20 protein-coding genes and 1 pseudogene are annotated in these 20223 nt (G+C 34.7%); 18 read left to right on the top strand and 3 right to left on the bottom strand.

Translation table 11 applies throughout. The features are described 5' to 3' along the window. Positions 1-15 precede the first annotated feature (15 nt). The 4 genes and pseudogenes from JCM15092_RS15405 to JCM15092_RS07755 all read left to right on the top strand — a co-directional run. A complete protein-coding gene (locus JCM15092_RS15405; RefSeq protein ID WP_148296622.1) occupies positions 16-1374 on the top strand; it encodes a PHP domain-containing protein in 1359 nt (452 codons plus the stop codon). After that, complete coding sequence (locus tag JCM15092_RS16580) at positions 1371-1952, top strand: ATP-binding cassette domain-containing protein (RefSeq protein ID WP_051532513.1); 582 nt, start codon at positions 1371-1373, stop codon at positions 1950-1952. Before JCM15092_RS15405 ends, JCM15092_RS16580 begins: the two co-directional genes overlap by 4 nt. Positions 1953-2030: 78 nt before the next feature. Next, the gene (locus tag JCM15092_RS15400; RefSeq protein WP_034541749.1) at positions 2031-2222 is read left to right on the top strand and encodes a hypothetical protein; all 192 of its coding nucleotides are present in this window, start codon (positions 2031-2033) and stop codon (positions 2220-2222) included. A 231-nt stretch (positions 2223-2453) separates the two neighbouring features. Continuing rightward, a pseudogene (locus JCM15092_RS07755) lies at positions 2454-2990 on the top strand (response regulator transcription factor); the annotation flags it as partial. A 4-nt stretch (positions 2991-2994) separates the two neighbouring features. Here the strand turns inward: JCM15092_RS07755 and JCM15092_RS07750 are convergent. Continuing rightward, positions 2995-3897 (bottom strand): helix-turn-helix domain-containing protein, encoded by a 903-nt coding sequence (locus JCM15092_RS07750; RefSeq protein ID WP_024994166.1) that lies wholly within the window; start codon positions 3895-3897, stop codon positions 2995-2997. Between the two features lie 171 nt (positions 3898-4068). Between JCM15092_RS07750 and JCM15092_RS07745 the strand changes: the two genes are divergently transcribed. The 6 genes from JCM15092_RS07745 (at position 4069) to JCM15092_RS07715 (ending at position 10175) form a co-directional block, all read left to right on the top strand. After that, positions 4069-4743, top strand: coding sequence for a zinc metallopeptidase (locus tag JCM15092_RS07745; protein WP_034541747.1), 675 nt, complete (start codon positions 4069-4071; stop codon positions 4741-4743). Positions 4744-4885: 142 nt separating this feature from the next. Beyond that, a complete protein-coding gene (gene hisS / locus JCM15092_RS07740; RefSeq protein ID WP_024994164.1) occupies positions 4886-6247 on the top strand; it encodes a histidine--tRNA ligase in 1362 nt (453 codons plus the stop codon). Between the two features lie 226 nt (positions 6248-6473). Then, on the top strand, positions 6474-6746 hold the full coding sequence (locus JCM15092_RS07735) for a co-chaperone GroES (RefSeq protein ID WP_024994163.1): 273 nt from the start codon (positions 6474-6476) through the stop codon (positions 6744-6746). Between the two features lie 31 nt (positions 6747-6777). Beyond that, positions 6778-8415 (top strand): chaperonin GroEL, encoded by a 1638-nt coding sequence (gene groL / locus JCM15092_RS07730; RefSeq protein ID WP_024994162.1) that lies wholly within the window; start codon positions 6778-6780, stop codon positions 8413-8415. Between the two features lie 533 nt (positions 8416-8948). Then, complete coding sequence (locus JCM15092_RS07720) at positions 8949-9830, top strand: helix-turn-helix transcriptional regulator (RefSeq protein ID WP_024994161.1); 882 nt, start codon at positions 8949-8951, stop codon at positions 9828-9830. 84 nt (positions 9831-9914) lie between these two features. Next, positions 9915-10175 (top strand): hypothetical protein, encoded by a 261-nt coding sequence (locus JCM15092_RS07715; RefSeq protein WP_024994160.1) that lies wholly within the window; start codon positions 9915-9917, stop codon positions 10173-10175. Between the two features lie 55 nt (positions 10176-10230). Here JCM15092_RS07715 and JCM15092_RS07710 read toward each other — a convergent pair whose 3' ends face one another. Together JCM15092_RS07710 and JCM15092_RS07705 are read right to left on the bottom strand one after the other, a co-directional pair. Then, on the bottom strand, positions 10231-10731 hold the full coding sequence (locus tag JCM15092_RS07710; protein WP_024994159.1) for an NUDIX hydrolase: 501 nt from the start codon (positions 10729-10731) through the stop codon (positions 10231-10233). A gap of 7 nt (positions 10732-10738) precedes the next feature. Beyond that, entirely contained in the window at positions 10739-11956 is a 1218-nt protein-coding gene (locus tag JCM15092_RS07705; RefSeq protein WP_034541745.1) for an S-adenosylmethionine:tRNA ribosyltransferase-isomerase, read from the bottom strand. A 62-nt stretch (positions 11957-12018) separates the two neighbouring features. Here JCM15092_RS07705 and JCM15092_RS07700 point away from each other — a divergent pair, with 62 nt between their 5' ends. From JCM15092_RS07700 to JCM15092_RS07670, 8 genes are all read left to right on the top strand, one after another. Then, on the top strand, positions 12019-13062 hold the full coding sequence (locus JCM15092_RS07700) for a DUF2027 domain-containing protein (protein WP_024994157.1): 1044 nt from the start codon (positions 12019-12021) through the stop codon (positions 13060-13062). 763 nt (positions 13063-13825) lie between these two features. Then, complete coding sequence (locus JCM15092_RS07695; protein WP_148296621.1) at positions 13826-14581, top strand: polyphosphate polymerase domain-containing protein; 756 nt, start codon at positions 13826-13828, stop codon at positions 14579-14581. A gap of 13 nt (positions 14582-14594) precedes the next feature. After that, positions 14595-15254 carry a DUF4956 domain-containing protein gene (locus JCM15092_RS07690; RefSeq protein WP_024994155.1) on the top strand — a complete coding sequence of 220 codons (660 nt, stop codon included), beginning with the start codon at positions 14595-14597 and terminating at the stop codon, positions 15252-15254. Next, positions 15251-15709 (top strand): DUF2490 domain-containing protein, encoded by a 459-nt coding sequence (locus tag JCM15092_RS18065; protein ID WP_051532511.1) that lies wholly within the window; start codon positions 15251-15253, stop codon positions 15707-15709. The genes JCM15092_RS07690 and JCM15092_RS18065 overlap by 4 nt, the downstream gene beginning before the upstream one ends. A gap of 21 nt (positions 15710-15730) precedes the next feature. Further along, entirely contained in the window at positions 15731-15970 is a 240-nt protein-coding gene (locus tag JCM15092_RS18060) for a porin family protein (RefSeq protein ID WP_084488497.1), read from the top strand. An 11-nt stretch (positions 15971-15981) separates the two neighbouring features. Continuing rightward, positions 15982-17823, top strand: coding sequence for a carbohydrate-binding domain-containing protein (locus tag JCM15092_RS07680; RefSeq protein ID WP_024994154.1), 1842 nt, complete (start codon positions 15982-15984; stop codon positions 17821-17823). Between the two features lie 82 nt (positions 17824-17905). Next, positions 17906-19156, top strand: a complete 1251-nt coding sequence (locus JCM15092_RS07675; protein ID WP_051532509.1) for a sensor histidine kinase — start codon at positions 17906-17908, stop codon at positions 19154-19156. Next, complete coding sequence (locus JCM15092_RS07670; RefSeq protein ID WP_024994152.1) at positions 19153-19872, top strand: LytR/AlgR family response regulator transcription factor; 720 nt, start codon at positions 19153-19155, stop codon at positions 19870-19872. Before JCM15092_RS07675 ends, JCM15092_RS07670 begins: the two co-directional genes overlap by 4 nt. Positions 19873-20223: the final 351 nt, after the last annotated feature.

Raw genomic sequence — 20223 nt, 5'->3', positions numbered from 1 at the left:
GAGTACGTTTCAACTATGGGAATAGACGGCATTGCTATTACTAACCATAATGTATTTGATAAGAATCAATATCTTTCAATAAAAGCTACGCTGGGAGATATAACAGTATTTCCAGGTATCGAGGTTGACTTATGTAACGGACACATATTGGTTATTACTGATGAGTTGGACATAGATGACTTTAATGAAAAAACAAATCAGGTAACGTCAAATATTCATACGGCAACAGATTCGTTAGATTTGCCTGCCTTCAAGTCTATATTTACAGACCTCTCAAAATACTTATTAATACCTCACTACGATAAAAAGCCTCTTATTCCAAAGGCTGTTATTATAGATTTGAGAGAATATATCACAGCTGGAGAGGTTAACAGTCCTAAGAAGTTCATCTATTGTCGAAAGGACAGGAATAGTTTAGTGCCAGTGTATTTTAGTGATAGTCGGTTTACGGCAGCAGTACATGATTTCCAGCCAAGACAAACCTTTATAGAGGTCGGCGACTTATCCATTCATGCACTAAAAGAAGCATTGAAAGATAAACAAAAAGTCGCATTGGATGGTTCGGATAAGAACCTAATAGACATCAACACTGGCGAATTAAAGATTTCTTCAGGACTGAGCGTAGTTATTGGTCGTAGATCATCAGGAAAATCATATACGCTCAGTATAATTAACAGTAAGTATGGCGAGAAAAATGTTAAATACATTAAGCAATTTTCACTGGTTAATGGCAGTGAAAACCAAGACAAAAATATGTATGATAATCTTCTTGCCGAAAAGAAAAACAGCTTATTTGAGGATTATTTTGATTTGTTTAGAAGTGCGGTGGATGATGCGGTATGTATCAACGATGAGCAAATAGACGAGAATGCTATAAAGGACTATATAGAAACTCTTAAAAACATAGCTAAGGATGAAGGTTTAAAGGATGTTTTCTCTAAATGTACATTGTTCAACGACTATAGGTTTGATATTGCTGAACCCGACACACTTAAACAATTAATTGGTCATGTACTTGCAATTATGAGTAATGTAGAATATAGAGAAACTATAAATCGATATATTGATATAAATGCTTTAAAAGCATTACTTTTTGACTTGGAAAGCCAATATGAAAAAGCCTTAGAGCAATATAACAAGAAGAAGTGGGCTAACTCCTTGATGACTGAAATTAACAAACGTCTTCAATATCATTCATCTGCACCGGCTTTACCAGACGTAAGTTTCTATACAATTGCAACTAACAGACATAAACGTACAAAGTTTAAGTTGCTTTGCTCTTATATTATGCGTGAAAGGGAGATTGCTTCGAGGGATGTAGCAAAGTTCAAAATTCAGGCTAAAACGAGAAGTTTGAGAATGCCACTGATATGAAATCTGTCTTGGGACGTAAGGTAAGTTTGGTGGATGCTTATACTCAATATAGTAATCCTATTTCTTTTATCAAAGAATTAAAAGAGATAGAATGCATCAACAATGCTGAAATCTATAAGTTCTTCATAACGGTGGATTATAAGATACTTAATGAATATGGGTTGGAAGTGTCTGGTGGAGAACAGTCTGAATATAACTTGCTGAATTCTATTCAGGATGCAAGGAATTATGATATGCTACTTATCGATGAGCCTGAGTCCTCGTTTGATAATATCTTCCTTAAAGACGATGTAAATACTCTTTTAAAAGATTTAGCAGAAGAGATGCCTGTGGTAGTTGTAACCCACAACAATACAATTGGTGGTTCTATTCGTCCAAATTATGTCATATATACTGAAAAGACTATTGTAGATAAGAAACCAGTGTTCAGAATTTATTATGGTTATCCTACAGACAAAACGCTTAAGTCAAAGACTGGAGAGGAAGTAAAAAATTATGCAATACAGCTTGATAGTTTAGAGGCTGGCCAAACAGCATATATAGAAAGGAATAAAACTTATGAAAATATTAAGAATTAGCAATAGTAAAGGCGAATTTAGCTTGACGGCATTAATTATAGTTCAGTTGACACCATAAATAAGGATGATTTACTAAATATGATAGATGTATTTGTAAATAGTGAATGTGAGATGGATGAATATTTCGAAGAGAATATTCAGAATAAGGCTCATCAGATAATATATTCGAATCTTTATCGTAAGTTTAAAGAACTGGAGCAAAACAAAGCTCAGTTTAAAGATATGAGCGAGAATACTTATAAAGATGCTATCGATAAATATAGGGATTAATGCTTTCTATGCTTAGTTCACTTTAATTGTATTTTAATAAAGCTTAAGGAATAGTGATCTTTATTGTTTGTATATAACTCTAATACAAATATAAGCATTGCTTTTATATGTATTTATTTACCAATGTTTTATCTAATAGCAGGAATAATAATCATATCTTTATTTCTTTAATGATGGCCGGAAATTTGAAGTGCATCCCAAAGTTTGGACAAAAAACTTTGGGGTGCACTTCTTTGCCATATTCCTGTAATATTAATAACAGCCAAGTCAACTGTAGAGAATCAGGTTGAAGGCCTTAATTCGGGCGCCGATGCTTATGTTACCAAACCTTTTGAGCCAAATTATCTATTGGCACTGATACATTCTCAGCTGAAGAACAGGGAAAATGTACGTAATATTTTGTCAAAAGCTACACAGACAGATAAGATAGATGAGAATGTACTATCTCCACAAGATAATGAATTTATGACTGAACTTTATCAGCTTATGGAGAATGAGCTTTCGAATACTGATCTTGATGTCTCTCGTATGACAGAGATACTAAAAATATCAAGAACGAAATTCTACTATAAGGTGAAAGGATTAGTAGGAGAGAACCCAAGTTCTTTCTTCAAGACATATAAACTCAACCGCGCTGCTGAGCTAATAAGTGAGGGTAAATATACAATATCAGAGATTTCTGATATTACAGGATTCAGTACTCTATCTCATTTTTCAAAGAGCTTCAAGAAACATTTCGGAGTGGCTCCGACAGAATATAGACGATGATAAATCAGTTAACTTTATATTCGGATGGTGACATTCCTGTGTGATGCTTGAAATACTTACCGAAGAATGATGGATTTGGGAAGTTAAGGTAGTATGCTACTTCCTGAATAGTCATGCTTGAATACTTTAGCAGAGCCTTTGCTTCAAGTATCACATATTCATCAATCCATTCACCGGCAGTCTTTCCACTAACTTTTTTTACAACAGTAGAGAAATGTTTTGGACTTAAGAATAGCTGTTCTGCATAGAAATCAACTCGTCTCTCTTTGCAGTGGTGCTCTGTTACCAAGCTTATGAATTGGTTGAAAAGTGTTTCTTCTCTCTTGACCGGTTTCCTCTTCTCAAGGAAGGCATCTGGCTGCATTGTGTTAAGTATTGAACCTAACTTATATAGATAAGCACCAAGAAGATGACGAACTATGTCTACTTTAAATGAGTCTTCAGAAAGAATGGCATTTTCTATTGTATTAAATAGGGATCTTAGCTGAGACGTATCTTCATCATTAATATGGAATACCGGATTGTCCTTTAGAGATATGAAGAATGGCATTAGAGTGTTGATATTTATGAAAAGACTCTTCATAAAATCAGACGAAATGATGCAAGTTAGCGACTGATGGTTGCCAGGCTGCAATGAGGCTTGAAAAAGATCATTAGGAACACATATTAAGAGGTCGTTCTTTCCCGTATTATAACTGCGCAGATTGATGTCTACTTTTGCGTCTCCTATTAGGCGTAGTGAGATGATAATTCCGTCAACTCTTATCGGAAATTGTATAATATAACTGTTATACTTGTTTGAGTAGTATTCCGAATTGTCAATAATAAGATCATTACCAAGTCCAATAAGTGTAGGTATCCTTTTTCTGATACTTGATATAGATATATTCCCTATTTCTTTTTCCATAGATTTGTTTTATAAACTTCTCAAATTCTATTTGTGCAAAAATATGAATTAAATGGATACTAACCTTTTTTGTGGCATTAATTCTTAATTCTATTTAAAACAAAAAGTTTGGCAAGCTGTTTGTATATAAAATCTTGTATATTTAACAACAAAATAAAATCTGTAGAAATTATGTATTGGATATTATTTATAGGCATAGCTTTAATAAGTTATATAGTTAGTTCAAGTTTAAAGAGCAAATTCGAAAAATATTCTAAGATACCTCTCTCGAATGGTATGACCGGAAGAGATGTTGCTATGAAGATGCTTAATGATAATGGCATCTATGATGTAACAGTGACAAGTACTCCTGGAATGTTGACAGACCATTATAATCCGGTAAATAAGACTGTAAACTTAAGTGAAGGCGTTTATGGCAGCAATAGTGTGGCAGCCGCAGCTGTAGCAGCTCATGAGTGTGGTCACGCTGTACAACATGCACGTGCTTATGCTCCTCTTAAGATGCGTTCTGCACTTGTTCCTGTGGTTCAGTTCTCTTCAAGTATCATGACATGGGTGCTTCTTGGTGGTATACTTATGGTTAATTCTTTTCCTCAGTTACTTCTTTTCGGTATATGTCTTTTTGCTGTGACAACATTATTCAGCTTTATAACATTACCAGTGGAGATCAATGCAAGTCAGAGAGCACTTGCATGGTTGAGCAGTGCAGGTATTACAAACTCATATAATCAATCTGCTGCGCAAGATGCTTTGAAATCGGCTGCATATACATATGTAGTTGCTGCTTTAGGTTCTTTGGCAACATTGATATATTACATTATGATCTATTTAGGACGTCGAGATTAAGATTATACTATAAAATACAAAAGAGCATCCCTATTACAGAATATGTAATGGGGATTCTCTTTTTGTAGTATTATCTTTTTTCGTTCGTTTTTAAAAAGAATTATAGTAATTTTGCAGCTCTGAATAAATATTTTATAACGATATGGCAGCAAAACCAACAATACCAAAAGGAACTAGAGACTTTTCGCCAGTAGAGATGGCTAAACGTAACTATATATTCAATACAATTCGTGATGTATTCCATCTATTTGGTTTCCAGCAGATTGAGACCCCATCTATGGAGAATCTCTCTACACTCATGGGTAAATATGGTGATGAGGGAGATAAACTACTCTTCAAAATCCAGAACTCAGGAGACTATTTCAATGGTATTACTGATGAAGAGTTACTTGGGAGAAATGCAGCCAAACTTGCATCAAAGTTCTGTGAGAAAGGACTAAGATATGACTTAACTGTCCCTTTTGCTAGATTTGTTGTTATGCACCGTGATGAGATTTCTTTCCCATTCAAACGTTACCAGATACAACCAGTATGGCGTGCAGACCGCCCTCAGAAAGGACGTTACCGTGAGTTCTATCAATGTGACGCTGACGTTGTTGGCAGTAACTCACTATTGAATGAGGTTGAACTTGTTCAGATGATCGATAATGTATTCTTGAAATTTGGAGTAAGAGTATCTATAAAAATTAATAACCGTAAGATTCTTTCAGGAATTGCTGAAATCATAGGTCAGTCAGATAAGATAGTAGATATAACTGTGGCAATAGATAAACTTGACAAGATAGGTCTTGACAATGTTAATGCTGAACTTGCCTCTAAAGGAATTCCTCAGGATGCTATAGAGAAACTTCAGCCAATAATCATGCTAAGCGGAAGCAATGAGGAGAAACTTACTACTCTAAAGAGTGTACTTGCAGAGAGTGAAATAGGAATTAAAGGCGTTGAAGAGTGCGAATTCATTTTGAAGAGTGTATCAAGAATTGGTATTAAAAATGAAATTGAGCTTGACCTTACTCTTGCTCGTGGACTGAACTATTACACAGGTGCAATATTCGAGGTTAAAGCTCTTGATGTGCAGATTGGAAGTATCAGTGGAGGTGGCCGTTATGACAATCTTACAGGAGTATTCGGCATGGACGGAGTATCTGGTGTAGGTATATCTTTTGGCGCAGACAGAATTTTCGATGTTCTTAATCAGTTGGAACTATACCCTAAAGAGGCTGTAAATTCAACAAAAGTTATGTTCGTTAACTTCGGAGATAGAGAGACTGAATATGTACTACCTGTATTGGCTGATATTCGTACAAAAGGTATTAATGCAGAGATTTATCCTGATTCAGCAAAGATGAAGAAACAGATGAACTATGCTAATGACAAACATATTCCTTTTGTCGCTCTCGCTGGTGAAAATGAGATGAATGAAAATAAGTTTACTCTTAAGAATATGATTACAGGAGAGCAAAGTTTGGTGACAGCTGAGGAGCTATATTCTGCTGTTAAATAGATATGCTTTTTTGAATAATAATATTTAGTGACAATTATGTTTCCTATAAACATAATTGTCTTTTTTTTGTATTATACTGTTAAGTGGTAAAAAGAAAAGTGCCAATTTGTCATAATAGCATATATATAATTCTTTTGGCACAGTTTTGGCATATAAAATAAGTGAAAGTCATTTTATATGACTTATATAAATAGAAACGTTAATATATAAATAAAAAATTACTATTATGAACATTAAACCATTAGCAGACAGAGTGCTCATTCTCCCTGCTCCTGCAGAAGAGAAAACAGTTAGTGGAATTATTATTCCTGATACAGCAAAAGAAAAACCATTACAAGGTGAAGTTGTAGCAGTAGGCAACGGTACTAAAGATGAAGATATGATACTTAAAGTAGGTGATACAGTATTATATGGAAAATACTCTGGTACTGAGTTGGAATTTGATGGAGTTAAATACCTCATCATGCGTCAAAGCGATGTACTTGCAAAATTGGGATAATAGATAATAAAACACTAAAAATAAAGATATTATGGCTAAAGATATAAAATTCAATATTGAAGCTCGCGAACAGTTAAAAAATGGTGTTGACCAATTGGCTGATGCCGTAAAAGTAACACTTGGTCCTAAAGGACGTAACGTAATTATTGAGAAGAAATTTGGTGCTCCACATATCACTAAAGATGGTGTGACAGTTGCAAAAGAGATTGAACTTTCTGAACCTTTTCAGAATACAGGTGCACAGCTTGTTAAATCAGTTGCATCAAAGACCGGTGATGATGCCGGTGATGGTACAACAACAGCAACAGTTCTTGCACAATCTATAGTTGGTGTTGGATTAAAGAATGTTACTGCAGGTGCAAATCCAATGGATTTGAAACGTGGTATCGACAAAGCTGTTGCTAAAGTTGTTGAATCAATAAAGAAACAGTCTGAAAAGGTTGGTGACAACTATGACAAGATTGAACAAGTTGCTACAGTTTCTGCAAATAATGACCCTGTAATTGGTAAACTTATTGCTGATGCAATGCGTAAGGTTTCTAAAGATGGTGTAATCACTATTGAAGAGGCAAAGGGTACAGATACTACAATCGGTGTTGTTGAAGGTATGCAGTTCGACCGTGGTTATCTTTCTGCTTATTTTGTTACAGATACAGAGAAGATGGAGTGCGTTATGGAGAATCCATATATTCTTGTATACGACAAGAAAATATCTAACTTGAAAGATTTCTTACCTATCCTTGAACCAGCTGTTCAGACAGGTCGTCCTCTTTTGGTAATTGCTGAAGATGTTGATAGCGAGGCTTTGACTACTTTGGTAGTAAACCGTCTACGTTCTCAACTTAAGATCTGTGCTGTTAAAGCTCCAGGTTTCGGTGACAGAAGAAAGGCTATGCTTGAAGATATAGCAATCCTTACAGGTGGTATCGTTATAAGCGAAGAGAAGGGTCTTAAGCTTGAACAGGCTACAATAGAGATGCTTGGTTCTTGTGATAAAGCAACTATCACTAAAGATAACACAACTATAGTTAATGGTGCTGGTGACAAAGAGAATATCAAAGAGCGTATCAACCAGATAAAAGCAGAGATAAAGAACTCTACTTCTGATTATGATAAAGAGAAACTTCAGGAACGTCTTGCTAAACTTTCAGGTGGTGTAGCAGTACTTTATGTAGGTGCAGCTTCTGAAGTTGAGATGAAAGAGAAGAAAGACCGCGTAGATGATGCACTTTGTGCTACTCGTGCAGCTATTGAAGAGGGTATTATCCCTGGAGGTGGTGTTGCTTACATCCGTGCTAGTGAAGAACTTGATGGTATGAAGGGTGACAACGCTGATGAGACAACTGGTATTGAGATTATCAAACGTGCTATCGAAGAACCTCTTCGCCAGATTGTTGCAAATGCAGGTAAAGAGGGAGCAGTAGTTGTTCAGAAAGTTCGCGAAGGTAAAGCTGACTTTGGATACAATGCACGTACAGACTCTTATGAAAATCTTCATGCAGCAGGTGTAGTTGACCCTGCAAAGGTTGCTCGTGTTGCTCTAGAAAATGCAGCTTCTATTGCTGGAATGTTCCTTACTACTGAATGTGTAATCGTTGAGAAGAAGGAAGATAAACCAGAAATGCCTATGGGCGCTCCAGGAATGGGCGGCATGGGTGGCATGATGTAAGTCGCTAGTTAGTTCTTACAAGAAATATATTTTGAAGGAACCGGCCATAAGGTCGGTTCCTTTTTTTATGTTCGCTGTTATATAAGCATTTTATTATAGATTAATAATGGGAATAGAATATATAGTTATGAGATTTTGTTAAGCTTAAAAAAAAGATAACTTTGCATATATAACCATTGAAATCTATTAAAATGAAACATGCCATTCGAAAAAAGTATGTCCTACTATTGTTTATGGGGCTTTTGCTTGTATCCTGTAGTAATAAACAGATTAGCTATAACATTAATTCAGTTGCAAGTCAGTAACCATGCTTGGCTCTAATTAACCTATTATTTGGAAACAGAGTAAAGAGGGGTTGGTTCTTACATTCCCGAAAGAGAAACCATGCGATTATGCTTTTGTATTTAAAATTGCATTCGATAAAATGATAGGAGAAAATCTGCAGTCAGATTCAAGCAATGAAGTTCTTAAACATGGTGCATAAACTAAATCAGGATTAATGAGTACTCATTAATCCTGTTAAAATATATTCTATGGAATTATATAAATTTGAACGACAGTTGAGGCTTATGATGCTTCTTACTCAGAATCGCCGATATACATTAGAGGAAATAGCGGAAAGGTTGGATATGAGTTCCAGAAATGTCTATAGATATATAGAGGCTTTCAAGATGGCTGGATTTATAGTTAGAAAGGAGGGGAAATGTTATTTCCTTGATAAATCATCTCCCTATTTCAAAGATATATCTAGTCTGGTACACTTCACAGAAGAGGAGGCATATATTCTAAAAAGAGCTATCGAGAGTATTGATGGTACATCTTCATTAAAAGAGAATCTGAAAGAAAAACTTTATAAAGTTTATGACTATAATATTCTCTCGGAGATAGTGGTGCGCCATGGTATAGCAGATAATGTTCATAATATATATGAGGCTATAAAGAATAAACGACAGGTAAAATTCATTAAATATAAGTCATCTCATAGTAATGTTATCGATGATAGAATAGAGGAGCCTTTTGCTTTTACTGCAAATAATAATGAGGTGTGGTGCTTCGAACCAAAATCTGGAAAGAATAAAATATTTAAGGTCTCAAGAATATCTTCTGTAGAGCTCACTGAAGTGGATTGGATGTTTGAACATGAACATAAAGAGGGTTATACAGATATTTTTCATATAAGTAGTAATGAACGCTTGCCTATTAAATTGAAAATGGGACTCAACTCTGTTAATCTTCTTATTGAAGAGTTTCCACTTGCTGAAAAATATATAACACAGTCTGATGATAATCATTGGATTTTAGAGACTGAGGTTTGTAGGTTTGAAGGTGTAGGCCGATTCGTTATAGGTCTGCTAGATGATATTGAAATATTAGGTTCGGATGAGTTTAAACTGTTTCTTCAGAAAAAAAGTTAGAAATATTTCTAAAAAAATAATTATTTGACGTATCCTGTCAAATTGTGAAGGTTTCTTTGTATCATAATTAAAAGATAAAGTATTATGAAAAAGGAACTTATTATGAAATTATCGTTGTCACAGACTTTTATTTTGAAGGTAAGAAACCTTGGTGATAACTATGCAAGATTACTATCTCTCATGATGGAAGAGAATATCAGCAGAGGAGATGCTTTTAGAATAACAAATGCAGTTATATCATTTACATTTCTTGTCTTTTCATATGGTCATGCAATCTATTCTGTAATATTCTTGGTATGGTTTATATGTGCTCTGACTTCTTGTAAGAGAGCCGGTATAAAATAAAATCTGTCGGATGATTTTCATCCGACAGATTTTATTTAGCATTCTAAACTATGAATCAGAATTTTAGTCTTATAAATTCTTGTTCAAAGTTAGGAGTGAGAATATCTTTCCCAATACTTTCTCTTATCTCATCGAGAGTCCAAAACTTTCCACCATTAAGTTCATCACTTGGTTTTACTTCACCATCATATACGGTTTTGTGAACATATACCAACTCTTTCTCAACTTTTGATTCAAAGACATACGATTCAATAATCTGAGGTGTGAACTCTGTTATTCCCAACTCCTCATTTACTTCTCTTTTAAGAGCCATCTCTACATTCTCTCCAAGATCGATATGACCACCGACAGATGTATCCCACTTTCCCGGTTGGATATCTTTCCATTCCGGTCGCTTTTGAAGATAGAGTTCTCCATTGCTGTTGAATACATGAAGGTGAACAACTGGATGAAGTATCTTGCTGCCGTTATGACATTCACCTCTTGTAGCAGCTCCTATTATTACTCCATTTTCGTCAACGAGCGGGAGCATCTCATCTTTATTATCTTTGTTCATGATTTTATTATGGAATAAGTATTGAACTGTCACCGTAACTTAAGAAGCGGAAGTCATGTGACAGGGCATATTCATAAATAGGTTTCCAATCACCTTTTAGAAATGCAGATACAAGTAAGAGCAATGTACTTTTGGGTTGATGGAAGTTTGTTACTATCTTTTTCACTATGTTGTAACTATATCCAGGAGCTATTATAATCTGTGTACTTGTATGAAGAGCCTCCATCTTGTTACGCTCCATATAATCTGCTATGTTTTGAATTGCCTGAAGAGGTGTGATATCATACTCTTTCTCGTATGGTATCCACTGACTTACATGAAGTTCATCTTGATTTGCTTCAGGATTTTTTTCTATAATCAAACCTATATAGTAAAGGCTTTCAAGGGTTCTTACTGATGTTGTGCCAACAGCAACTGCCTTTGCATTATGTTTTATGAGCTTATCTATTGTTTGACGACTTACTGAAATATATTCTGTATGCATCTCGTGTCCCTTTATCTCTTCGCTCTTAACAGGCTTGAATGTGCCTGCTCCGACATGTAGTGTGAGTTCTTCTCTGTCAACGCCTTTATCATCAATAGCTTTCAGTACACGCTCTGTAAAATGTAGACCTGCAGTTGGTGCTGCAACAGAACCTTTTATCTTTGAGTAAACAGTTTGATATGTCTCTTTATCACTCTCTTCTGTATCACGGTTGAGGTATGGAGGTATTGGAAGTTCACCTACAGCTTCCAAGACATCAGCAAATGTTATTGTATCATCATTCCATTCGAAGTCAATCCAATGGCTTGTACCATGAATATCACCTCTCTTAGCAGTAAACTCTATATTTTTACCACTAATATCAACCTGTCGTGTGAGTTGTCCATCTTTCCATTTCTTAAGGTTACCTATCATACATAGCCATGAGCATTTTCCTCTCTGTTGGAATGATAGAGCATAATCGGAAGGACTAGCCGGCTCAAGGCAGAATATTTCAATGAGAGCACCTGTCTGTTTATGAAAATGAAGGCGCGCTTGGATAACTTTTGTGTTATTGAAAATCATAAGTTCACCTTTCTCAAGATAGTCAGGGAGAGATGTAAAATGAGTATCACTTATATTCCCCTTGTTGTAAACAAGCAATTTTGATTGATCGCGTATCTGAAGTGGAAACTTGGCAATTCTATCGTCAGGGAGTGGATAATCGTATTCGCTTATTTTTATATGTTTAGTATCTTCCATCACAATTTCTTTCGTTATTCTTGCAAAATTACGATATATTTGTCATACCAAAAAAAGAAAATATGAAAATAGGAGATAAAGTTCGCTTCCTAAGTGAAGTGGGGGGAGGAGTTGTAAGCGGATTTAAAGATAAAAACACAGCGCTTGTTGAGGATGAAGATGGCTTCGAAGTCCCTGTGCTCATACGTGAGTGTGTAGTTATTGAAGCAGACGACTATAATATTAAACGTAAAACTTCGTCTACACCAGCTCCGAGTGTGCAAAAAGAGAGTGACACTATAGATAAGCCTGTTACTTATCGTGTACCTGAGATGAAAGGTGGTGATTCATTAAATGTAAAACTGGCTTTTGTGCCTCAAGATATAAAGATGATATCTAGTACTGCTTTTGATTCATATATTATCAATGATAGCAACTACTTAATATATTATACATATCTTTCTGCTGAAGGAAATAGTCAGAAGATGAGAAGTCACGGACTCATTTCTCCTAATACAAAAGAGTATATCGAAGAGTTCTATCATAGTGATCTGAACGATATGGAAAGGCTTTCAATACAGCTCATAGCATTCAAGGATAATAAAACTTTTCTTATGAAGCCTGCAGTAAGTGTAACTCATAGAATAGATACTGTGAAATTCTATAAGGTTCACTCATTTACTGATTCTATATATTTTGATTCTCCATCACTGATATATGATATTGTAAAGAATGATATTCCTCTAAAACAGGTATATGTATCACCCGATGAAATAAAGGAGGCTATTATTATTAAGAAAGAGGACATTGAAAAGCCTAGAACAGAACCTGCAAGAAAGAGAATGGATATTGTGGAGATAGATCTACATTCAGATGAAATTCTTGAGACAACAGCTGGAATGTCGGCAAAAGATATTCTTGACTATCAGATAGACTATTTTCATAAAATACTCGAGCAATATAAAAATAAGAAGGGAGAGAAGATAGTCTTTATTCATGGTAAAGGTGATGGTATACTTCGTAAAGCCTTGCTTAATGAGTTGAAATATAAATACAAGAACTACCAGAGTCAGGATGCTTCATTCCGTGAATATGGATATGGAGCTACAATGGTAACTATTAAATAGAATCCTATAAATTGGGACTATCCCATATTTTGTGTAAACGTTAAAACTTACAGGTAATAGGATTAGGTTTTATAGCTTAAACACAATATTACGGACAGTGCCATAAATAATAACCTGGAACGGATTTTTTATCTAAGAAATTCCTTCCAGGTATTACTTTTATCACTTATCATCCCCAAAATTATTATTCCTCTTTTCCTCATATTCTTCATACTCTTTAGATTCATACTTTTATTCTTTATACTCTTATTATACTTTCTCTGTATCAGCAATTGATATTTGCATCCAATATTTAATCTTTCAATATTAATCCCTTACAACTTTGCTCTTCATACAATCATAGAAGCATATTTAGTTTCTGTTCATTTACATAGCCTATAATCTAATTTTGTTGTCTGTTATGGTAACAACAATAGTCTAAATTCTCTTCTTTGTTCCTCAAATCAGTACATATCTTTCTCTTTACGTCTTACCAAGTTCATAACAGGTACTTTGTTCATTCTATATCAATAGACTGAAAAGTATCTCATCTTTTTGAAATGGAATATAGCTTGTAAGCTATACATCTTTCATAAAAAAGTTTGTTCCCATCAGTCTTTGTATAATGCCTATTATTATTCATAAAAGGATTATAATAAGCACAGTAAAAATCTAAAATGATGAATAATTCAAGTTTCGCATAATAAAAAAGGGTGTTGGTTGAATTTAATTGAATTGTAATATGGCAATAAATACTTTTACTTCAGAAAAACGAGACAATATTATGCAAACAGATTTAGTCAAACTGTTAGAAGAATTTCCAACCATCTCTCTTAAGGAGATGAATTCGGTAAGGTTGATGAATCGTATAGACACAAAATACCTTACTGATATTGAAACTCTTAAGCGTATAATATCTTCTTCATATGGAGAATATATGGTGCAGGAGGTCAACGGATGTATACTTTCCGACTATGTAACATGTTATTTTGATACGGAAGATTATGATATGTATCTGCAACATCAACGAGGTATGAATAATCGAACTAAGGTTAGGGTAAGAAGATATATTGATTCTGATATCATGTTTCTTGAAGTAAAAAGGAGGAATAATAAAGGAAGGACAGATAAACGCCGTATCCAGATTTCGGATCCTTTGAGAATGAATAGCGAACAGATATCTTTTTTAAGTGATAACATTTCGTATAATCCTTATTCTTTAATTCCTCGTCTCGAGAATAGATTTAGAAGAATAACAATGGTGAATATGAATAAGAGCGAGAGACTTACTATTGATATATCTATAACTTTTCATAATATATCTACTCAGGCTAAGCTCGACACTGGAAATCTGGTTGTTATAGAACTAAAACGCAACGGAAATACCGAATCACCAATAAAATCTATCCTTAAGGAATTAATGGTGCATCCCTCTGGATTCAGCAAATATTGTATAGGTGCCTCACTTACTGACCCTTTATTGAAGCAGAATAGATTCAAGATGAAACAACATTATATAGAAAAAATAACGACAAATTAATATTTCAAAGACTATGGAAGAACTGGAACTGATGGAGACACAGATATACAATGGTGGAGATTTTATGCAGCTTATGCTACGCTTCTTCTTCAATTTGGTAATGGTCTTGTTTATTATTCACTTTTTATATTACAAGAAGAGCAAACGCAGGGATTACTATTTTACCTTTTTCCTGATAAGTATAAGTATCTTTTTCCTGATATTCCTCTTGGGAAGCGTAAAACTCAAGATTGGATTTGCTTTAGGTCTGTTTGCTATATTCGGAATTATAAGATATAGGACAGAGTCAATGCCTGTACGTGAAATGACTTACCTTTTTGTAATCATAGCAGTTTCTGTTATTAATGCCCTCTCGGTTACAATAAGTTATGTTGAGCTTATTTCAACCAATCTATTATTTATTGTCAGTATATGGGTTTGCGAAAGCAACAGATGGCTTACTCATGTCTCCTATAAACTAATTCAATATGACAAGATAGAACTTATCAAGCCGGAATGTGAAAAGGATTTGATAGCTGACCTGCACAGAAGGACCGGGCTTGATATTATTAAAATTGAGGTAGGAGGTATAGATTTTCTAAGAGATACAGCAGTTATAAAGGCTTATTATGAGCCAAAATGTGAAGAGATAAATAGTGTTGATTCAATCAATAAAATGTCTAAGGAAGAATGAGAAAAATATTTTTGCTTTTCTATTTATCTCTTGCCGTTTGTTCGTATTCCCAGAATAGCAATTTCGGTGTATGGACAACAATTGGAGCTGAAAAGAAAATAAACAAGAAGCTATCTCTAGATGCTGATCTTGAGATGCGTACCAGAGATAATATCAAATCAGTCGACCGTTGGTCGGGAACAGTTGATATGTCATATAACCTGTATAAATTCATAAAGGTTGGTGGAAGTTATTCATACCTCTATTCACAAAAGGAGAAAGAGCTAACGACGAAGGGGAATATAATTCCAGAATATTGGTATTCACGCCATCGTTTCAGCTTATATGCTACAGGTAAATATAAGATAGATAAGTTGACTATATCCCTCCGTGAAAAGTGGCAATATACTTATCGTCCTGAGAAGTTTGTAGCAAAATTTGATGATGACGGACAGACGCCTAAAAGTGACGAATAGGTAAAAGGTAAGGGAGAGAATATGTTTCGCTCAAGAATTCAATTGGATTATGACGTATTCAAAAACCTTATAAATCCTTATGCTTCAATAGAGATGTATCACGACAAAAAGGGACTTGAGAAGACAAGATATACTATCGGAACATCGATAAAGGCGGATAAGAGAAATGAATTCGATCTGTTCTACAGATATCAGGATAAGGCAGCTGATGATGAGGCTAGTGGGCATGTTCTGGGACTTGGGTATAAATATAAATTTTAATACTAAAATAGATGAAAGACATTACTAAATTCTGCAATATCTTTTTTATTGCAATGTTGATTTCGTGTTGCACTACAAATGAACTAGAAATTGATGACCAAATACAAAATGGGGGGACAGATAATACTCAAGGCGGGGGGCAAGCTACCAGTGACACATCTGGGGACAACCTTGAAACGTTTGATGTCATTCTTGATAAATCATCTTTGGAAGAAGGGCAAGATATTATTCCTACTGATAAGAGTGCTGAAACTTACGATGATTATGTTGAGAACTCTTCGTTTACATCCAAAATCATGATAACTTATACAGATGGCGATGCAACGTTAAGTGGTGATGTAAGTTTGGTTACTGTTACTAAGAGTGGAGGACATGTAGTTGTGAAGTCTACTGCTAAAGAAATGGAGTATCAGATTAAAGGAACTTCTTCCGATGGTTCTTTGAAAATTTATAGTGATAACAAGTTCAAACTACTATTCGATGGTATAAGCCTTACTAATCCAACAGGAGCAGCAATAAACATTCAGTCAAAGAAAAGAGTATTTGTGGTCAGTCAGACTGGAACAACCAATAGCTTTACTGATGGAACAGCGTATATTACGACTGATGGAGAGGATATGAAGGGATGTATATTTGCAGAAGGACAGATGATTTTCTCCGGTAGTGGATCAATTAATGTCACAGCAAACTATAAACATGGCATTTGCAGTGACGACTATATAAGAGTTAGAAAGGGAACAAATATATATATCACTTCCAATTTAGGCAATGGCTTCAAAGCCAACGACTATATGGCAATAGATGGTGGCGTATTAAATATAGATATCAAAGGTGATACTTCTAAAGGTATTTCATCAGATGGATATGTTCAGATAAATGGAGGACGTACAATGATTCTGACCAGTGGGGCTACTAAGTTTGAGGATGATGATGTAACAGGATGTGCCGGCGTGAAGAGTGATAGCATATTTGTAATGAATGGTGGAACTCTTGGTGTAAAGAGTACCGGTTCGGGTGGAAAAGGTATTAGTAGTGACATGGATATAACAGTAAATAATGGAACTATAGAAATAATAACAACAGGAAAACAGTATGTCTATGGTAATTATGATACATCTGCAAAAGGTATAAAGAGTGATGGCAATATCACTATTAATGGTGGTAATATATTTGTAAAAACAACAGGTGGTGAAGGTAGTGAGGGTATAGAGAGCAAGAATATAATGACTATCAATGGTGGCACCATTGGTGTGTCGGCATATGACGATGCTTTTAATGCTTCAAAGAATATAACGATTACTGGAGGAAATGTCTACGCTTACGGTTCTGGTAATGATGGGATTGATTCTAACGGAACAATTAATATTAGTGGTGGTATAATTGTATCATCTGGTACTGCTACTCCGGAAGAAGGAATAGATTGTGACCAAAATGCATTTACTATTACTGGTGGAACAATAATTGGAGTAGGTGGTGCTTCAAGTACTCCTACATCAAGTCAGTGTAAGCAACCTGTAATAATATATGGTGGAACTGGTACTTCGGGTACATATTTATCTCTTTCAGATTCTAAAGGTAATAATGTCCTTGCTTATAAGATCCCAAGAAATTATAGTCAGATGACAATACTTATTTCATCTCCTTCACTTTCGCAAAACTCATCTTATACGCTCTCTTCTGGGGGTACATTGTCAGGTGGAACAGGATATCATGGCTTATATATTGGGTCTACATATTCTGGAGGAACTTCTTTAGTAAATATCTCTTTAAATAGTATAGTTACAACAGCAGGCAATACCCAGCAAGGAGGAGGAATGCCGGGAGGTGGAGGAATGCCAGGCTGGGGTAGATAAATTCGTATGTAGTAGGTGAAAATAGGTTTTCTGTCGATTTTATTTTTAAATGAAGGCATGAAAATCTATTTTTGTTCATATTATGAAAGGAACTATTATGAGATATTTCTCAAGATTAAAGATACATGAAGTCCTTATCTATTCAGCCCTATGGCTTATAGTTATTTTGGCCCCACTTCTCGATTATTACACAAAATTATCGAGCGGACAATTCACTGAGTGGCAATGGAGTGGAATATTTAAGGTATGGATTGGCATATTACCATTTTTTATTCTTTTTCTAGTCCATGAATTATTGCTTATTCCGCAATTCCTAGTTAAAAAGAGATATATTATTTATATACTACTTACAATATTATGCCTCGGATTCTTTTCTGTGGCCAATCAACTTATTCGTACTTCTTACCTGAAAGAGTTCCCTCAGATAGATAAAATAAATGGGATGATGCCTGCTCCTAATCCTAGGAATGATATGTTTGATGATAGAATCCCTACTGAGGATGAGATGTTTGGACCTTATAATGATGGAGAGTATACAGATGTAAAGGATATGAACTCTGAAAAGGTGCACAAGCCTTATAATAAGAGGCCGAAGTTCGGAGACAAGCAACATGAGTTCAAAGATAGACCGTTTCCTTTCCCACCATATTTATTAAGTATGATCCTAGCAATACTTATGCTGGGGCTTAACTTAGGTATTAAATTTCTCTTTAAGTCAATGCGTGATGAAGAAAAGATGAAAGATTTGGAACGACAAAACCTGGTTCAGGAACTTGAGTATCTTAAGTATCAGATAAATCCTCATTTCTTTATGAATACTCTCAATAATATTCATGCTCTTATTGATATTGATGGAGAAAAGGCAAAATCGACGGTGATTGAACTGTCAAAACTTATGAGATATGTACTTTATGAAAGTTCTCATGGAAATATATTGCTTGAAAAAGAGATTGATTTCTTTAGACATTATATTGCTCTTATGCGATTACGCTATAATGAGAAGGTTAAGATAGAGGTTGATTTTCCTGAGAATGTAGGAGAAATCTCTGTTCCACCTCTCTTGATGGTCTCTTTTATAGAAAATGCCTTCAAACATGGCATAAGTTATCAACATGACTCTTTCATAAAAGTATCAATTAAGTTGGATGGTAATGAGATGTTTTTCTCCTGTGTAAATAGCAAACATGCAACAAATACTGACTCTACCAGTGGAATAGGTCTTGAGAATGTGAAGAAGCGTTTGCATTTGCTCTTTGGAAGTAACTACCTTCTAAATATAGAGGATAAAGATGATGTTTTTAAAGTGCTATTAGTAATACCTATAACAATATGATTAGATGTTTGGCAATAGATGATGAGCCTTTGGCTTTGGAACAGTTGAAGAAATATATTTCCATGGTTCCTTTTCTCGAACTTTCTGGAGCGTGCAATGATGCTTTTGAGGCAATGAGTATTATAGCCCATGAAAAAATTGATGTGATTTTTGTGGATATAAATATGCCCGACTTAAGTGGAATGGATTTTGTTCGCTCCCTTATTGATGCTCCATTAGTTGTCTTTACTACAGCTTATTCTAAGTATGCTGTTGATGCATATAAGGTAGATGCTGTTGATTATCTTCTCAAACCTTTCAGTTTCGAGGATTTTAACCGAGCTGTCTGCAAGGTGATGAAACAGATAGAGATGAGAAATATAACTACGACCGAAAAGCTTTCGTCTGATTCAATTTTCGTCAAATCGGATTATAAGATATTGAAAATTGAGATTATGGATATAGAATATATAGAGAGCATGAGTGAATATCTGAAGATTTTTGTCACTGGTGATAAGAAACCTATAATTACTCTCCTTAGTATGCGAAAGATTGAGAGTTACCTTCCTGATGATACTTTTATGCGTATTCATAGATCGTATATTGTAAATTTAAATAGGATCAAAGAGATAAATAAGCTCAGAGTTATATTGGACAAGGATACTTATCTTCCGATAGGCGATAATTATAAAGATAAATTCTATGAGTATGTGAATAGAAAATTTATCTGCAAATAATATTTGTAGAATGATTAAGAATAATAGTACTATGTTTTTTATAAAGACTAAAATATAGTACTATTATTGTCTTCCCTTTATAGCCATCACTTATAGCCATTCCTTTTTATATAGATTTAAAACATAAACTTACTATAGATTTATCTTATTATTTCCTGATAAACTATGGGAAATATACTGAACTATATTTCAGCATAAGTTCTGCTGCTTTATATTATTGCAGCAAAATCCCCATAAAAGAAATCCAGGAATGCATTTTTTTTTGTCCCATCTAACATGCTGAGCAATACACTTATAACGTTACTGTTGCTCGAAAAGGCTGATTCCATCGAGAAAATAAATTCAAAAAGG

The sequence above is a fragment of the Phocaeicola paurosaccharolyticus JCM 15092 genome, from assembly GCF_000613805.1.
Classification (GTDB): Bacteria; Bacteroidota; Bacteroidia; order Bacteroidales; family Bacteroidaceae; genus Phocaeicola; species Phocaeicola paurosaccharolyticus.
The sequence above is the reverse complement of the archived record's forward strand: the minus strand, read 5'-3'. Positions and strand labels throughout refer to the sequence as shown.

What these genes read in the sequence shown, in the direction of transcription:
- JCM15092_RS15405 (WP_148296622.1), top strand. Translation starts at nt 16, where the DNA reads ATGGGAATAGACGGCATTGCTATTACTAACCATAATGTATTTGATAAG.
- JCM15092_RS16580 (WP_051532513.1), top strand. Translation starts at nt 1,371, where the DNA reads ATGAAATCTGTCTTGGGACGTAAGGTAAGTTTGGTGGATGCTTATACT.
- JCM15092_RS15400 (WP_034541749.1), top strand. Translation starts at nt 2,031, where the DNA reads ATGATAGATGTATTTGTAAATAGTGAATGTGAGATGGATGAATATTTC.
- JCM15092_RS07750 (WP_024994166.1), bottom strand. Translation starts at nt 3,897, where the DNA reads ATGGAAAAAGAAATAGGGAATATATCTATATCAAGTATCAGAAAAAGG.
- JCM15092_RS07745 (WP_034541747.1), top strand. Translation starts at nt 4,069, where the DNA reads ATGTATTGGATATTATTTATAGGCATAGCTTTAATAAGTTATATAGTT.
- hisS (WP_024994164.1), top strand. Translation starts at nt 4,886, where the DNA reads ATGGCAGCAAAACCAACAATACCAAAAGGAACTAGAGACTTTTCGCCA.
- JCM15092_RS07735 (WP_024994163.1), top strand. Translation starts at nt 6,474, where the DNA reads ATGAACATTAAACCATTAGCAGACAGAGTGCTCATTCTCCCTGCTCCT.
- groL (WP_024994162.1), top strand. Translation starts at nt 6,778, where the DNA reads ATGGCTAAAGATATAAAATTCAATATTGAAGCTCGCGAACAGTTAAAA.
- JCM15092_RS07720 (WP_024994161.1), top strand. Translation starts at nt 8,949, where the DNA reads ATGGAATTATATAAATTTGAACGACAGTTGAGGCTTATGATGCTTCTT.
- JCM15092_RS07715 (WP_024994160.1), top strand. Translation starts at nt 9,915, where the DNA reads ATGAAAAAGGAACTTATTATGAAATTATCGTTGTCACAGACTTTTATT.
- JCM15092_RS07710 (WP_024994159.1), bottom strand. Translation starts at nt 10,731, where the DNA reads ATGAACAAAGATAATAAAGATGAGATGCTCCCGCTCGTTGACGAAAAT.
- JCM15092_RS07705 (WP_034541745.1), bottom strand. Translation starts at nt 11,956, where the DNA reads ATGGAAGATACTAAACATATAAAAATAAGCGAATACGATTATCCACTC.
- JCM15092_RS07700 (WP_024994157.1), top strand. Translation starts at nt 12,019, where the DNA reads ATGAAAATAGGAGATAAAGTTCGCTTCCTAAGTGAAGTGGGGGGAGGA.
- JCM15092_RS07695 (WP_148296621.1), top strand. Translation starts at nt 13,826, where the DNA reads ATGCAAACAGATTTAGTCAAACTGTTAGAAGAATTTCCAACCATCTCT.
- JCM15092_RS07690 (WP_024994155.1), top strand. Translation starts at nt 14,595, where the DNA reads ATGGAAGAACTGGAACTGATGGAGACACAGATATACAATGGTGGAGAT.
- JCM15092_RS18065 (WP_051532511.1), top strand. Translation starts at nt 15,251, where the DNA reads ATGAGAAAAATATTTTTGCTTTTCTATTTATCTCTTGCCGTTTGTTCG.
- JCM15092_RS18060 (WP_084488497.1), top strand. Translation starts at nt 15,731, where the DNA reads ATGTTTCGCTCAAGAATTCAATTGGATTATGACGTATTCAAAAACCTT.
- JCM15092_RS07680 (WP_024994154.1), top strand. Translation starts at nt 15,982, where the DNA reads ATGAAAGACATTACTAAATTCTGCAATATCTTTTTTATTGCAATGTTG.
- JCM15092_RS07675 (WP_051532509.1), top strand. Translation starts at nt 17,906, where the DNA reads ATGAAAGGAACTATTATGAGATATTTCTCAAGATTAAAGATACATGAA.
- JCM15092_RS07670 (WP_024994152.1), top strand. Translation starts at nt 19,153, where the DNA reads ATGATTAGATGTTTGGCAATAGATGATGAGCCTTTGGCTTTGGAACAG.